Source organism: Cupriavidus sp. FW306-01-F10A (assembly GCF_058782785.1).
This window is the reverse complement of record NZ_JBYSYA010000004.1, coordinates 149568-163127: the sequence shown is the minus strand read 5'-3', so window position 1 is coordinate 163127 and position 13560 is coordinate 149568. Positions and strand designations below refer to the sequence as shown.

The 13560-nt window shown below is 62.9% G+C and carries 11 protein-coding genes; 8 read left to right on the top strand and 3 right to left on the bottom strand.

Annotated elements, in window-relative coordinates; all coding sequences use genetic code 11:
* Positions 1 to 6: 6 nt before the first annotated feature.
* The 4 genes from AC3WLF_RS08025 to AC3WLF_RS08010 all read left to right on the top strand — a co-directional run bounded on the left by AC3WLF_RS08025 (position 7) and on the right by AC3WLF_RS08010 (position 3564).
* On the top strand, positions 7 to 1440 hold the full coding sequence (locus AC3WLF_RS08025; RefSeq protein WP_492358039.1) for an MFS transporter: 1434 nt from the start codon (positions 7 to 9) through the stop codon (positions 1438 to 1440).
* 24 nt (positions 1441 to 1464) lie between these two features.
* Positions 1465 to 2811, top strand: a complete 1347-nt coding sequence (locus AC3WLF_RS08020) for an NAD(P)/FAD-dependent oxidoreductase (RefSeq protein WP_492358038.1) — start codon at positions 1465 to 1467, stop codon at positions 2809 to 2811.
* A 105-nt stretch (positions 2812 to 2916) separates the two neighbouring features.
* Complete coding sequence (locus tag AC3WLF_RS08015; RefSeq protein WP_492358037.1) at positions 2917 to 3051, top strand: FAD-dependent oxidoreductase; 135 nt, start codon at positions 2917 to 2919, stop codon at positions 3049 to 3051.
* A 15-nt stretch (positions 3052 to 3066) separates the two neighbouring features.
* Positions 3067 to 3564, top strand: a complete 498-nt coding sequence (locus tag AC3WLF_RS08010) for a hypothetical protein (RefSeq protein WP_492358101.1) — start codon at positions 3067 to 3069, stop codon at positions 3562 to 3564.
* Here AC3WLF_RS08010 and AC3WLF_RS08005 read toward each other — a convergent pair.
* From AC3WLF_RS08005 to AC3WLF_RS07995, 3 genes are all read right to left on the bottom strand, one after another.
* A complete protein-coding gene (locus AC3WLF_RS08005) occupies positions 3561 to 4151 on the bottom strand; it encodes an SDR family NAD(P)-dependent oxidoreductase (RefSeq protein ID WP_492358036.1) in 591 nt (196 codons plus the stop codon). The genes AC3WLF_RS08010 and AC3WLF_RS08005 overlap by 4 nt on opposite strands.
* 123 nt (positions 4152 to 4274) lie before the next feature.
* Positions 4275 to 6080: an acyl-CoA dehydrogenase gene (locus tag AC3WLF_RS08000; RefSeq protein WP_492358035.1), complete on the bottom strand. Its 1806-nt coding sequence runs from the start codon at positions 6078 to 6080 to the stop codon at positions 4275 to 4277.
* Positions 6081 to 6260: 180 nt separating this feature from the next.
* The gene (locus AC3WLF_RS07995) at positions 6261 to 7199 is read right to left on the bottom strand and encodes an MBL fold metallo-hydrolase (RefSeq protein WP_492358034.1); all 939 of its coding nucleotides are present in this window, start codon (positions 7197 to 7199) and stop codon (positions 6261 to 6263) included.
* A gap of 605 nt (positions 7200 to 7804) precedes the next feature.
* On the opposite strand from AC3WLF_RS07995, the gene AC3WLF_RS07990 reads away from it, so the two are divergent.
* The 4 genes from AC3WLF_RS07990 (at position 7805) to AC3WLF_RS07975 (ending at position 13522) form a co-directional block, all read left to right on the top strand.
* Positions 7805 to 9145, top strand: coding sequence for an MFS transporter (locus tag AC3WLF_RS07990; protein ID WP_492358033.1), 1341 nt, complete (start codon positions 7805 to 7807; stop codon positions 9143 to 9145).
* 298 nt (positions 9146 to 9443) lie between these two features.
* On the top strand, positions 9444 to 11531 hold the full coding sequence (locus AC3WLF_RS07985; protein WP_492358032.1) for a 3-hydroxyacyl-CoA dehydrogenase NAD-binding domain-containing protein: 2088 nt from the start codon (positions 9444 to 9446) through the stop codon (positions 11529 to 11531).
* 27 nt (positions 11532 to 11558) lie between these two features.
* A complete protein-coding gene (locus AC3WLF_RS07980) occupies positions 11559 to 12737 on the top strand; it encodes an acetyl-CoA C-acyltransferase (protein WP_492358031.1) in 1179 nt (392 codons plus the stop codon).
* Between the two features lie 11 nt (positions 12738 to 12748).
* Complete coding sequence (locus AC3WLF_RS07975; protein WP_492358030.1) at positions 12749 to 13522, top strand: SDR family oxidoreductase; 774 nt, start codon at positions 12749 to 12751, stop codon at positions 13520 to 13522.
* The last annotated feature ends 38 nt before the right edge of the window (positions 13523 to 13560 follow it).

Here is a 13560-nt window from a genome sequence, read left to right as displayed (position 1 = left end):
AAGGACATGAATCGCCCAGACACGATCGTCAGGCCCGACAAGGGACCCAACCTGCTTGCCCGGTTGGACCGGCTGCCGGTCATGGCATCCCATTACATCTGGGCCGCGCTGCTCGCGGCCAACCTGATGCTGGAGTACTATGACAACGCCATCTTTGCGTACGCCAGCCCGACGATCAAGGCGCACACCAACCTGAGCACCGAGCAGATCGGCCTTGTCAGCAGCGCATTCTTCATGGGGATGATCGTCGGCGCACTGATGGGAGGAAAACTGTCTGACAAATTGGGGCGGCGTTCGGTGCTGGTATGGACCACCGTGCTGTACTCGCTGGGCGCGCTGGCGACCGCGTTCGCGCCCAATTACGAGACCATACTGGCCTCCCGAATCGTCACGGGCATCGGCGTGCAGGCGGCCACATCGGTACTGCTGGTCTACATCGCCGAGATGTTTCCTGGCAAGGCACGTGGCCGCTTCGTCTCCATCGTGACGATCGGATTCGTGGTCTCCGCCGTTGGGGCAGCGGCACTGGCCATGTTCTATCTGCCGCACAGCAGCCCCGGCGCCTGGCGCAACCTGTTCCTCGCGGGCAGCATCGGGCTGCTAATCGCTCCGCTGGCGCGCGTGGTCCTGCCGGAGTCGGTGCGCTGGTGCGTCTCGCGGGGGCTGACCGACCGCGCCGAGAAGATCGTCGGCAAGCTGGAAGCTCGCGCACTGCGCCGCGGCCCGCTCGCCGAGCCAGCGATCGCAGACGTGCAGGAACACGCCAGTGCGCCGACGCTACGCGATCTTTTCGACAACAAGGCCGTTCTGCGCACCATGGCCGTCGTCGCGTTCGGCTATTTCGGCGCCACCCTGGCCTATTACTTGTTCGCGCAATGGGGCGCCTACGCACTTGTATACAGCCTCAAGTATTCCGAGGAGCATGCGTACCAGATCACCTTCCTCTGGAACGTGATCTATTGCGTCACGCCGTTCCTCGCCATGCTGTTCCTGGACCGCTATGAGCGCAAGTCCACCATCCTGGCCGTATCCGTGCTTAGCGCCCTGCCGCTGGTCGTGCTGGGCCTCTCGGCCAGCAGCTGGGTGCTGATCGCCGCGGGAGGCATGGCTTCCATCATCACCGGGCTGGTTGTCAACGCCTACTACACCTATATCCCGGAAACCCTTCCCACGCCGCTGCGCGCACTGGGCAGCGGCATCGTGATCTCCTGCGGGCGATTCGGCGGCGCCGCCGCCGGCGTCCTGGGCGCGGCGCTGTTCTCCGCCGGCGGCATGGGGGGCGTGATGCTCGCGGCGGCAGCCTGCTACATCGTCTTTTCCATCCCCGTCGCACTGTTCGGCCCACGTACCACGAACCGCTCTCTCGAAGCCGTCACCGACGAAAAACCCGGTGGTGCGGCGGGAACGCGTTCCTCCCAGGACACGCGCATGGCCGCCTGACCGCAGCAGTGTTCCCCAAAACCAATGGAAAGCACCCAAGTGACTGAGAACCTCAAGACTTACCGAACGTTAGGCGGATGGATAGAAAGGCCCGCCGACCTGCAGCCACAGCTCGATGGCCACACGATTGCGGATGTGGTGATTGTCGGCGCCGGCTTTGCTGGCCTCTGCGCGGCGCTGGAACTGGCGCGGCACAAGGTGAAAGTGGTCGTCCTCGAGCGCGATTTCGCCGGCTCCGGCGCGAGCAGCCGCAATGCAGGCTATCTCTCGGGTGCGCAGGGGCTCAAGTATGACCGCTTCCTCCAGCGCATCGGCCACGAGAAAGCGAGGCAACTAGTCCGCTTTTACGAAGACGGCGTCAGCTTCGCCGAGGCCAAGTTCGCGGAGCACGGGATCGACTGCGACTACAACCAATCGGGGCTCATCCGTGCCGGCATCGACCCCTCGCAGGAAGCCAAGGTGCGCGAAGGCATGCGCATCGGCGCCGAACTCGGATGCCTGTCGGAGTTCCTGGACCAGGCTGAAATGCGCGCGCGCGGAATCCCGCCGGCCTTCCTGTTCGGCAGCTACGTGTCGAACGGCGGCACGCTCGACCCCGGCAAGTACGTCTCGGGCCTGCGGCGCGCGGCCCTGCGGGCTGGCGTGACGATCCATGAGAACACGCCTTTGCTGTCCTACACCGAAGGCCCGGTCGTCACGGTGCGGACACCGCGAGGCAGCGTGAGTGCGCCGGTCCTGATGCTTGCCACCAACGCCTACACGCCGCAGCTCGGCCCGCTCGCGGACAAGGTGGTGCCGTTGCGGCTTTCGGCCATCGAAACCGAACCGCTTTCCCCGGTGCAGCTGGCGGCGCTGGGATGGCCGCGGCGCGAAGGCATCACGACAGTGCATTGGGTCATGGAGAGCCACCGCCTGACCGCGCGCAACACGCTCGTGGTGACGACCAAGCGGCTGCGCTACCCCTTCGGCTCGCGCACGCCTGACGTACCCGAGCACGGCCAGTATCGTGAGCTGCAGAGGGCTTTGCACGATCGCTTCCCGCCACTGAAGGGCATCGCCATCAAGAACTGCTGGAGCGGCTATATCAGCTATGCCAATGATGGGCTGCCAGTCGTCGGCGCCACCGGAGCGGATCAGAACGTCTATTTCGCCGCGGGTTGCTCCGGGCACGGCGTCGGCACCCAGGGCATGGTCGGCCACATGATGGCCGAGAAGATCCTGGGCAGCGAGAACCCGCTGCTCGCGATGCTGATGAGCCACAGCCCGCCCTCGACGCTACCCGAGCCGCTGCGCTGGTTCGCTCTCAACGGAGCACTGAAAATGGCAAGCCGGCTGGATGAGCGCTTGAACCGCAAGGCGCGTGCGACATGAGAAAGCGCCCTTTGGATGCCGGCATCCAGCCATGGCACGACACTGCATGACGGCGGGGCCTTGCACCGGCCATCGCCTCACCTGAAGCTCCGCACGGAAATTCTGATGAGAGAGCTGTACGATGTCGCCGTGATCGGCGCTGGCTTCGCAGGCGCGACCGCTGCCCGAGATCTCAGCATGGCGTGCCGCTCGGTGGTACTGCTCGAAGGGCGCGACCGCATCGGCGGCCGAACCTGGTGAGGCAAAGCCCTCGGCGTGCATCTGGATCTGGGCAGCACTTATGTGCACTGGGCCCAGGCGCATGTCTGGCGCGAACTCAAGCGCTATGGCATCGGCCTGGCGACGCCGGTGCCGGTTAGCAGGGCCTACTGGTACGCCGTCGGTCTGGTGCACTCGGGGATGCTAGCGGAACTCAAGCAACTGGCCGCGCCATTGGTCGCCCGCTTTTTTGCAGACCCCGGGCGCACTTTCTGCCGGTGGACGACCTGGCCGTCATGGATGTTGACAAGCAAACCGTCAGCGACCGGATCGACCCGCTGCTGCTGTCCCCGCACGACCGGGATCTCCTGCTCAACGCCATATCCATTCTGGTTTGCTCCGAGCACGAGCAAGGACCTGTATTGGCGCGCGATCTGCTTTGGCGACTGGCACGTCTTCAAGGAGCTTGCCGGGCATTGGCCGAACGACGGTGCGGATTCAACCGGTCGATGCAACGCATTGTTGGAATCGTTCAGCCGGTGTATCGAAGTTTAGGGTCTTGCGGGGACGTTCATTGAGGCGCCTCCGGCGACCTCGCGCGGCAGGCCCAAGCACCCAAGGGGCAAGCGGGAGAGAGTTGCATCGAGCCGCGCCGACGAACTGGTAGTGACTTTCGAGAGCTTGGTATCCACCAGCCCCGGGACGATGCCGTTGACGCGGATGCGATCTGGCGCCCAGGCTTCTCCCAAGGTGCGGGTCAGTCCCACCACGCCAGATTCGGATGCGGCATAGGCAGGATTCCCGCGCACGGAACGAAAGCCCGCGATCGAGCTCAACGTGATCAACGTGCCACCGCAGTCGCTGAGCTTCGGCCGGAACATGACCGCGTAGGCCATCACGCCCGACAGGTTGACACGCAGCACCTCGTCGAAGATCGTCATTTCGAATTCGGCGCGCACGTAGATGATGATGCCTTGCGCAAGCACCAGCGCATCCAGGTGATCGAAGGCGGGTTGAACCGCGCGACCGCCGCCAGGTCGGAAGCGTCCACCCGCGCACAGTGCAGGCCGGGAAGGTCGGAGCCCGTCGTCGATGCTGTAGTCGGACGCCCTGGCGCGGATGCTCCAGCAAAGCCGATTCACCGTTGGGCAGCGCCTCAAACGAACTCGCCCCGCGTCGGCCTATGGCATGGCACCCTTCTCTGTCCTCCCGTCAGCCAGTAAACAGCCAGTCTGCGGGAACTCCCGGTCGTCTTGGCGTTGCCATTAGAACCAGTCTGGCGCCATTGTCATCGTCGTATTGTCGAGACTGCGCAGGAGTGCATGATGGGGCTGCATGCGCGGCAGTTCGTGACGGAAAAACCAGCGGCAGGTCTGCAGCTTACCGCGATAGAACTTCACGTCGTCGGCATTCGTGGCATTCGCGAGCGCGCGCGACGCGGTAAGCCCCTGGCGTAGCCAGAGCCACGCGACAACCGTATGCCCGAACACTTCCAAGAACGCGTTCGCCTGCGACAATACGAGCGTCGTGTGCGCGGTAAGCGCCGGGCGCAAGATAGCGAGCGTTGCGCCGAGCTCCCGCCAAGCATGCGAAAGATCACGCGCTTCGTTGTCGAGTTCCGCAAACTCGCTCGCCTGCCTCACGGTCGTATCGATCTCACGGCCGAGCACCGTCACCCCATGCCCTTCGCGGGCCACGATCTTGCGGGCAAGCAGATCGATCGCCTGAATCCCGTGCGTGCCTTCGTGAATCATGTTGAGCCGGTTGTCCCGATAGAACTGCTCGACCGGATATTCGCGCGTGTAGCCGTAGCCACCGTGGACCTGGATCGCGAGACTGTTGGCTTCGAGGCACCACTGCGATGGCCACGACTTGACGATGGGCGTCAGCAGGTCGAGCAGCACCTCGGCCTCGGCGCGCACGCTTTCGTCGTCCGCGGTGCGCAGGTCGTCGACGAGTCTTGCCGCAAACAAGCACAGCGCAAAGCCGCCCTCGACGTACGACTTTTGGGCCAGAAGCATCCGGCGCACGTCCGCATGCTCGATCAGCGGCACCTGCGGCACATCCGGCCGTTTTTCTCCGGGCGGGCGCCCCTGGCAGCGATCGCGCGCGTACTGGAGCGACGCGAGATAGCCCCGATAGCCGAGCATGGTCGCGTTCATCCCGACGCCGATGCGCGCCTCATTCATCATCTGGAACATATAGGCGAGGCCGTGGTTGGGCTCGCCCACAATCTCGCCGATGCATGCGCCGCGCTCGCCGAACGACAGCATTGTCGATGTGGTGCCGCGCCAGCCCATCTTGTGAATCAGTCCCGCAAGGGCGACGTCATTGCGCTCACCAAGGTTGCCGTCCTCGTCTACGAGATACTTCGGGACGATAAAGAGAGAAATGCCTTTCACGCCGGGCGGCGCACCCGAGATCCGCGCGAGCACCAGATGCACGATGTTTTTGGACAGATCGTGATCCCCACCTGAGATGAAGATCTTGTTACCGGTGATCGAATACGTGCCATCTGGATTCGGCACCGCGCGGGTCGCCAGGTCGGCAAGGCTCGAGCCGGCTTGCGGCTCCGTCAATGCCATCGTGCCGAAGAAGCGGCCCTCAAGCAGCGACTTAAGATACTTGCGCTTTTGGGCGGGCGAGCCGAACCGCTCAATCACGTTGGCATTGCCGCTCGTGAGACCAAGGTACGAGCTCGTCGCGATGTTCGCGCTCTTGAACAGCGACTGGCACGCATGGGACACCAACGCAGGCAGTTGCATTCCGCCGGCTTCATAATCCTTGCCGGCGGCAAGCAGCCCGGCTTCGCAGTAGGCGCGTACCGCGTCGTGCACTTCCGGAATGGTTGACACGCTCTCTCCGTCGAACTGCGGCTCATGCTCGTCGTTGAGTCGGTTATGCGGAGCGAATTTGTCTTCTGCGATGGCCTGCGCTGTGTCAAGCGCAGCCATGAATGTCTCTCGGCTGTGCTCGGCGAAACGCTGTCGTTGAGTCAGTGCATCGGCATCGAACAACTCGAACAGTTGGAACTCCAGGTCGCGTCTATCAATGATTGTCGCGTTTGGCATGTCGACCTCCGGAATAGTCAAATTGCAGACTTACAGTCCGCATTGCTGAGATTGAGCCACGCTTCCAAGAAGAAGCGCGCGAATGTTTTGGCCTCAAAGGAGCCAAGCAGGCGAAGCTGTCTTTGGTCTGGCCTACACCGAAAGATCAGGGACTTTGCGGCGCGCCGCCGCGGTCGATGCTCACCCCAATCGATATACGCCGTCTTCGCTCACCTGCACCCGACCGTCAGCAAGGAGTTCGTCCAGATGCTGCGAGATCGTACGGGCCTCTGCACCGTTTACCCACGGTGCCTCAAAGCCCGCTGGATACAGTAGCCTGCGCTCGACCAACTGCGCCAGGGTCTTTGGCGCTTCACCAACCAATGCCAAGAGCCGCTGTTCGCGTTCGTCCAGCTTGGCTGCATAGGCATTAAGGTCGCGCAAGAAGCGTTCGCGATCGGTGTAGATTCCCCGGTGGTGAGACGTAACCCATACCTTTGCCGGAATATCTGGCAGTCGCGCCAAGCTGCGACGGAAATCGCGCAGGCTTGAACAGGCGTCGCCATAGTAGGGACCAAATCCAGTCAGATCGATATCCCCGATGAAGGCCACCCCTTCGGGTTCGACCAGCAGGACCGAGTGGCCCGGCGTGTGGCCTGGCATGTGGATCGCTTGAATTCGCGATAGGCCGACATCCCAGGTCGCGCCGTCCAAGTAACCTTGCGCGTCTGGTCGCGGCGCATAGAAGAAATTGCGCTGGAACTTGGCCAGCATCTCCGAAGCGTACGTGTCGTCCGCGCCGAATGCGTCGCGCAATCCATCCCAGCTTCGTGCGGCGGGCAGGTCCGCCTCATGTACATGTACAGAGGCCTCGGGAAGGCGGTGCAGACCGGCCATATGGTCCTCATGTATGTGACCCATTACCACCAGTTCCGTAGCTTCGAACCGGGCTCCGAGGTAGTTCGAGACGATCGGAGTGTCAAAAGCCGCTAGGGTGTCCGTGCCTGCCACGATCACCTGGTTTCCGTCGGGATATTTTCCGTTCGTCTCCCCGAAGTAGACCGAGACGCGACCAAACTCGAAGCGTTGGATGGATACTTGGGCACCGGGGCTTCCCGGAAACGACGGAGCAGTGGTCATGGCGGGTCCTCAAAATGATGCATTGCGAATATGCCGACTGGGCGAAGGGCTGCGGCAAGCGCCGCGCGATCGCCACAGAAGTCTCACGCCCGACCGGCAGACGTCCGCTGAACGCATTGGTTTCCCCTTCAGGATCAGCTACCTAGTCCTCACGGATCGTGCGTCCTGTCTGGGTCAAGCGGAGAATCATTTTATGATAACGCCCGTCATCTCAATTATGGAAGGCAGGGTAATCCCTGCCCGACCGCTATCCCGACGCCTCATGAGATCTGCACGTTATTTTACATCACACTTGTTGCCTTAAATCTGCCTGCCTGCTAACCTGAAATCCAACATGCCGCGAGCAGGACCAGCGCGTCATGCTGGACGTCGCGTGAGAGGCGCTTAGGAGCGTTGGGCCAAGGCCCAAGCGAAACGAGGAGTCTTGCGCACGACAGGGACGGGCGAATTTGCCCGTGACATGCCTGATGTACCGGAAGCGGCCCAGACAGTCGGCGGCTCACGACCTGCAGTGGCAATCCGCGCCCAATGCCGTGGCGGGAGAGGCTGGCTCGATAGAACGGTCGCTCAGAGTGGATCAGGCCAGACTATAAGGAGGAGACACAGTGACAACAGTTTCAATTTCAAAGAGCGGCAGCTCCGCGATCGAAAGCGAAGGCGAGAAGGCGGTGTTCGCCAAGGTGAGTCGGCACATCCTTCCACTGCTGCTCGTTGCTTACTTATTTGCCTACATCGATCGCATCAATATTGGCTTTGCCCAGCTTCAAATGAAGAGCGATCTGCATTTCACCGATGCGATGTTCGCGCTGGGCGCCGGTTTGTTCTTTGTCGGCTATGCCTTGTTCGAAGTGCCCAGCAACATAGTGTTGGAGAAAATCGGCGCCCGCAAAACCATCCTGCGCATCATGGTTGGCTGGGGCGCCTGCGTGATCGCGACGGCATGGGTGTCGGCGCCGTGGCAGTTCTATGTTTTGCGTTTCTTCCTGGGTGTATTCGAAGCCGGCTTCGTTCCCGGTGTCATCCTGTATTTCACATATTGGTATCCCCCCGCCAGGCGCGGGCGCGTCATCTCGATCTTCATGACTGCGGTCATGGTCGCGGGCATTCTGGTTGGCCCTTTCAACGGTGCAGTGATGAAGTTTGGTGACGGCTTCCTTAGCCTTCATGGCTGGCAGTGGATGTTCATCTCCAATGGTGCGCCTTGCCTGCTGATCGGCGTGCTCGCGTTCCTTATCCTCAGCGACGGACCGGCTGATGCGAAATGGCTGACCCCTGAGGAGAAGCGGCTGGTGATTAACTGCCTGGAGCGCAACCAGGCTTCGGCGAAGCATGGCGATCACGGAGCGCTCCGGACGCTGTTCAGCGACCCGAAGGTTTATGTGCTGTCCTTGACCTATATGCTGAACCTCGCTGCCCAATATGCATTGGTGTTCTGGGCGCCATCGATGATCCAGAGTTGGGGGGTAAAGGACGTCTTTCACCTCGGGCTCCTGAAGGCAATTCCCAGCATCGTCGGCGCGGCAGGGATGATTCTGATCGCTCGCAGTTCCGACAGCATGTCCGAACGGCGCGGGCACTACGTTTTCTGTGTTGGTCTCTCTGCAGTGTCCCTGGTGGCGATGGCAATGTTCAAAGGCGATCTCGTCCCTTCGTTGCTCTGCTACTCGCTCGCGGCCGTCGGCATGGCAGCCTCGCCAGCCCTGCTCTTTGCATTTGTTAGCGAATACATGTCAAAGGAAACTGCGGCGGCCGGCATCGCCCTCGTAAGTTGCCTGGCTAACCTGGGCCCCGCAATCAGCCCGTCGATCAACACCTGGATCCTGACGACTACCGGCGACCAGCAGTACAGCCTGTACTTCATCGTATCCATGTTCATGGCGTCCGGTTTCGTTATGGCTATGGCGGCACGATCTCGTCCGGCGCTGAGCGCTTCGCAACGGGCATAGCGCCACGTTATCCGGCAGAGCCGGTGCAGGAAGTGGTGAAACCAAATAGACGGGACGCCCGCTTACGGGCGTTTCCAAACAGATGATCGACCGCCCTTGCATTGGCTAATCGAGCGTGGCTTCAGGCCAGGCGACGTCCAGCGATAGCCCGTCAACGCTTCCCTAGTGTCCCATCGCGATACCCATGGTTGCGACGTGGCGGACCGGCGCGGCATCGGTCCCCACTCCAATACGATCGTCGTGCTGGCCGACGGTTGGATCTCTTTCATCAAAAGCTGGTACCAAAGGATTTTTCTGAATGGACTTTGTGCGCTACGACGTGTGCGGCCCCGTGGCCGTGCTCACCATGAACAACCCGCCGGTGAATGGCCTGGGATACGTGCTGCGCAGCGGCATCGTGGCCGGCCTGGACCGCGCACTGGCCGACCCCGCAATCCACGCCGTCGTGCTCACCGGTGGCGAATCGCTGTTCTCTGGCGGCGCCGACATCCGAGAGTTCGGCACCCCCAAGTCGTCACAGTCGCCTGACCTGCCAGACGTGATCCGCGCGCTTGAGAATGCCACCAAGCCGGTGGTAGCCGCGATCGCCGGCCACGCGCTCGGCGGAGGCCTGGAGCTGGCCATGGGCTGCCACTTCCGTGTAGCAAGGAAAGACGCCATCCTGGGCCTGCCTGAAGTCAAGCTCGGACTGCTGCCTGGTGCCGGAGGCACCCAGAGGCTGCCGCGCGCCATCGGTCTTGAGCATGCGCTCAACATGATTGTCTCGGGCACGCCGCAGAAGGCTGCAGCCTTTGAGGGCACTGCACTGATCGATGCACTGGTGGACACCGACGTCGTATCGGCCGCCGTCGGGTTCGCCCGGCAAGTTGCCGCGCAGACACGTCCGTGGCCCCGCCTGCGCGACGTGAGAATGCAGGCCGTCGGCACCGATGCCTTCCTCCAGTTCGCACGTACCAGCATCAAGGCCAGCGCCAAGGGCCTGCCCGCGCCGCTGGCCTGCATGGAAGCGGTTGCCGACAGCGTCACGCAATCGTTCGACGAGGGCCTCAGGCGCGAACGTGCCGCCTTCCTCGCTCTGGTCAACACACCCGAGTCGCGCGCTGCGCGCTACGTCGTTGCGGCCGAGCGCGCCGCTGGCAAGCTGCCCGATGTCCCGGCCGACACCCCGCTGCGACCGATCCGCACGATCGGTGTCATCGGGGCTGGCACCATGGGCGGTGGCATCGCGATGAACTTCCTGAACATCGGGCTGCCGGTTGTCTTGCTGGAGACCAGCCAGGAAGCCTTGGACCGCGGGCTTGCCACGATCCGCCGCAACTACGACAACAGCGCCAGACGCGGCAAACTAACCGCTGAACAGGTCGAGCAGCGCGTAGCTCTGATCACGCCCACGTTGGACTACGCAGACCTCAAGGACGTGGACCTGGTGGTCGAGGCGGTATTCGAACAGATGGACGTCAAGGAAAAGGTCTTCCGTCAGCTTGACGCGGTGTGCAAGCCCGGTGCCATCCTTGCATCCAACACCTCCTATCTGGATATCAACAGGATTGCCGGCTTCACCCGGCGCCCGCAAGACGTTCTGGGCCTGCACTTCTTCAGCCCGGCCAACGTCATGCGACTGCTTGAAATCGTGCGCGGCAAAGAGACCGCCGACGACGTGATGGCCACCGCCGTTGCACTGGGCAAGCGGATTCGCAAGATCCCGGTGGTTTCGGGTGTGTGCGACGGCTTCATCGGCAACCGGATGGTTGCCCGCTACGGTGCTGCAGCTAATGAACTCATTGTCGCTGGCGCTTCACCACAGCAGATCGACAAGGCACTGGAACGATTCGGCTTTGCCATGGGGCCCTTCCGCATGGGCGACCTGGCGGGCCTGGACATCGGCTGGGCCACGCGCAAGCGCAAAGCCGCGGAAGCCGGTGTCCCCTGCGACCCCACTGTGGCCGACAAGCTGTGCGAAATGGGCCGCTTCGGCCAGAAGACGAGCGCGGGCTGGTACCGGTACGAGCCCGGCGCGCGCGACGCGCTGCCGGATCCGGCCGTCGAGCAATTGCTGGCGGAGTTCCGCACCACCAAGGGCGTGACCCCGCGCATGATCAGCGACGAGGAAGTGGTGCAGCGCTGCGTCCTTGCATTGGTCAACGAGGCTGCGCGCATCCTGGAAGAAGGCATTGCCGTGCGCGCCTCCGACGTGGACCTGGTCTACCTCAACGGCTACGGATTTCCGGCTCGCCACGGCGGCCCGATGTGCATGGCGAACGAGATGGGGCTGCCCAATGTGGTGCGCACGCTGCAGGGTTTCGCCGCCAGACCCGGATCGTTTGACTGGTGGCAGCCTGCCCCCCTGTTGGTCAAGCTCGCGCAGGAAGGCCGCAACTTCGCCTGACGCACCCGCACTCAATGAGGAAAGCAAATGATTGACGCCGTAATTGTTTCCACCGCACGCACCGGTCTGGCCAAGAGCTGGAAGGGCGCATTCAATATGACCTATGGCGCCACGCTGGGCGGCCATGCCGTGCAGCACGCTGTCGGCCGGTCCGGCATCGATCCGGCCGAAATCGAGGACTGCATCATGGGCGGCACCTTCGGCGAAGGCACTACCGGCGGCAACATCGCCCGTGCCATCGCGCTGCGCGCCGGTCTGCCGGTCACCGTGGGCGGCGTAAGCGTGAATCGCTTCTGTTCGTCCGGCCTGCAGACCATTGCGATGGCTGCCCAACGCATCCAGACCGAAGGCTGCACCGCCATCGTGGCTGGCGGGGTGGAAAGCATCTCCTGCGTGCAAAACGAGTCCAACACGCACATGCGCCGGGACCCCTGGATCGTGGAGCACAAGCCCGAGTTGTACTGGAGCATGCTGCAGACCGCCGAGACCGTGGCTCAGCGCTACAACATAAGCAGGCTGGCGCAGGACGAATACGGCGCGCGCAGCCAGCAGCGTGCCGCCTCGGCACAGGCCGCGGGCAAGTTCAAGGATGAAATCGTGCCCATGACCACCACCATGGGCGTGCTGGACAAGGCCACGGGGCACGTTACCACGAAGGAAGTGACCATCAATGCCGATGAAGGCATCCGCCACGACACCACGCTCGAGGCGGTACGCAAGATCCGACCCGCCCTGCCCGGTGGCGTGGTCACGGCCGGCAACGCCAGCCAGTTTTCCGACGGGGCGTCGGCCTGCGTGGTGATGAACGGCAAGCGCGCCGAACAACTGGGATTGCAGCCGCTTGGCATATTTCGCGGCTTTGCTGTCGCCGGCTGCGAGCCGGACGAGATGGGGATAGGCCCGGTCTTTGCCGTGCCCCGCCTGCTGAAGCGCGCCGGCCTGAAAGTCGAGGACATCGACCTGTGGGAACTCAACGAAGCCTTCGCCTGCCAGGTGCTGTACTGCCGGGACCGGCTTGGCATCCCTGAAGAACGCCTGAACGTGAATGGCGGCGCCATTGCCGTGGGCCACCCTTACGGCGTCAGTGGCGCGCGGCTGACCGGCCACGCGCTGATCGAAGGAAAGCGCCGCGGTGCCAGGTATGCCGTGGTGACGATGTGCATTGGCGGCGGCCAGGGTGCGGCCGGCCTGTTCGAAATTTGCTGAAGGCCAAGACTATGAGCGTCAAACAATTGTTCCAACTGGACGGGCAAGTGGCCCTGATCACCGGGGGCTCGCGCGGCCTGGGCCTGCAAATGGCAGAGGCCCTCGGCGAAATGGGCTGCAAGGTCGCCATCAGCGCGCGCAAGGCGGATGAACTGGCCGAGGCGAAGGCGCATCTCGAAGCCCGTGGCGTCACGGTGCAGACCATCGTCAGTGACCTGCAGCAGACGGACCAGATTCCTTCGTTAGTCGACGGAGCGGTGGATGGCCTGGGTCCCATCGACATACTGATCAATAACGCCGGCGCCACCTGGGGCGCGCCCGCGGAAGACTATCCCGACGAGGCCTGGCACAAGGTGATGAACCTCAACATCAATGCACCGTTCGTGCTCTCGCGCGAGGTGGGCCGGCGCTGCATGATCCCGCGCCGACGTGGCAAGATCATCACTATCGCATCCGTGGCCGGGCTCAAGGGCATGGGCCCGGGTGTGCACACCATCGCCTACAACACTTCCAAGGCCGCTGCCATCAACTTCACCCGTGCACTGGCCAGCGAATGGGGACGCTACGGCATCAACGTCAATGCGATCTGCCCTGGCTTCTTCCCGTCGAAGATGACTGCCGGGCTGCTGGACCGTATCAGTGAGGCCGTTATCGCGCGCACGCCCCTGCAACGCCTTGGCGGCGACGAAGATCTGATGGGCGCGGTCGTGTTCCTGGCCAGCGACGCCTCTCGCCACATCACAGGGCAATACATTGCCGTCGATGGCGGCGCTTCGGCCATCTGAAGGGACAGCCGGCAAACGTGTTGCCAGACCATCTGCAC

Bases quoted from the DNA above. Each gene is read 5' to 3' on its own strand.
- AC3WLF_RS07985 (WP_492358032.1), top strand. From the start codon at position 9,444: ATGGACTTTGTGCGCTACGACGTGTGCGGCCCCGTGGCCGTGCTCACC.
- AC3WLF_RS08025 (WP_492358039.1), top strand. From the start codon at position 7: ATGAATCGCCCAGACACGATCGTCAGGCCCGACAAGGGACCCAACCTG.
- AC3WLF_RS08015 (WP_492358037.1), top strand. From the start codon at position 2,917: ATGAGAGAGCTGTACGATGTCGCCGTGATCGGCGCTGGCTTCGCAGGC.
- AC3WLF_RS07995 (WP_492358034.1), bottom strand. From the start codon at position 7,199: ATGACCACTGCTCCGTCGTTTCCGGGAAGCCCCGGTGCCCAAGTATCC.
- AC3WLF_RS07975 (WP_492358030.1), top strand. From the start codon at position 12,749: ATGAGCGTCAAACAATTGTTCCAACTGGACGGGCAAGTGGCCCTGATC.
- AC3WLF_RS08020 (WP_492358038.1), top strand. From the start codon at position 1,465: ATGGAAAGCACCCAAGTGACTGAGAACCTCAAGACTTACCGAACGTTA.
- AC3WLF_RS08000 (WP_492358035.1), bottom strand. From the start codon at position 6,080: ATGCCAAACGCGACAATCATTGATAGACGCGACCTGGAGTTCCAACTG.
- AC3WLF_RS07980 (WP_492358031.1), top strand. From the start codon at position 11,559: ATGATTGACGCCGTAATTGTTTCCACCGCACGCACCGGTCTGGCCAAG.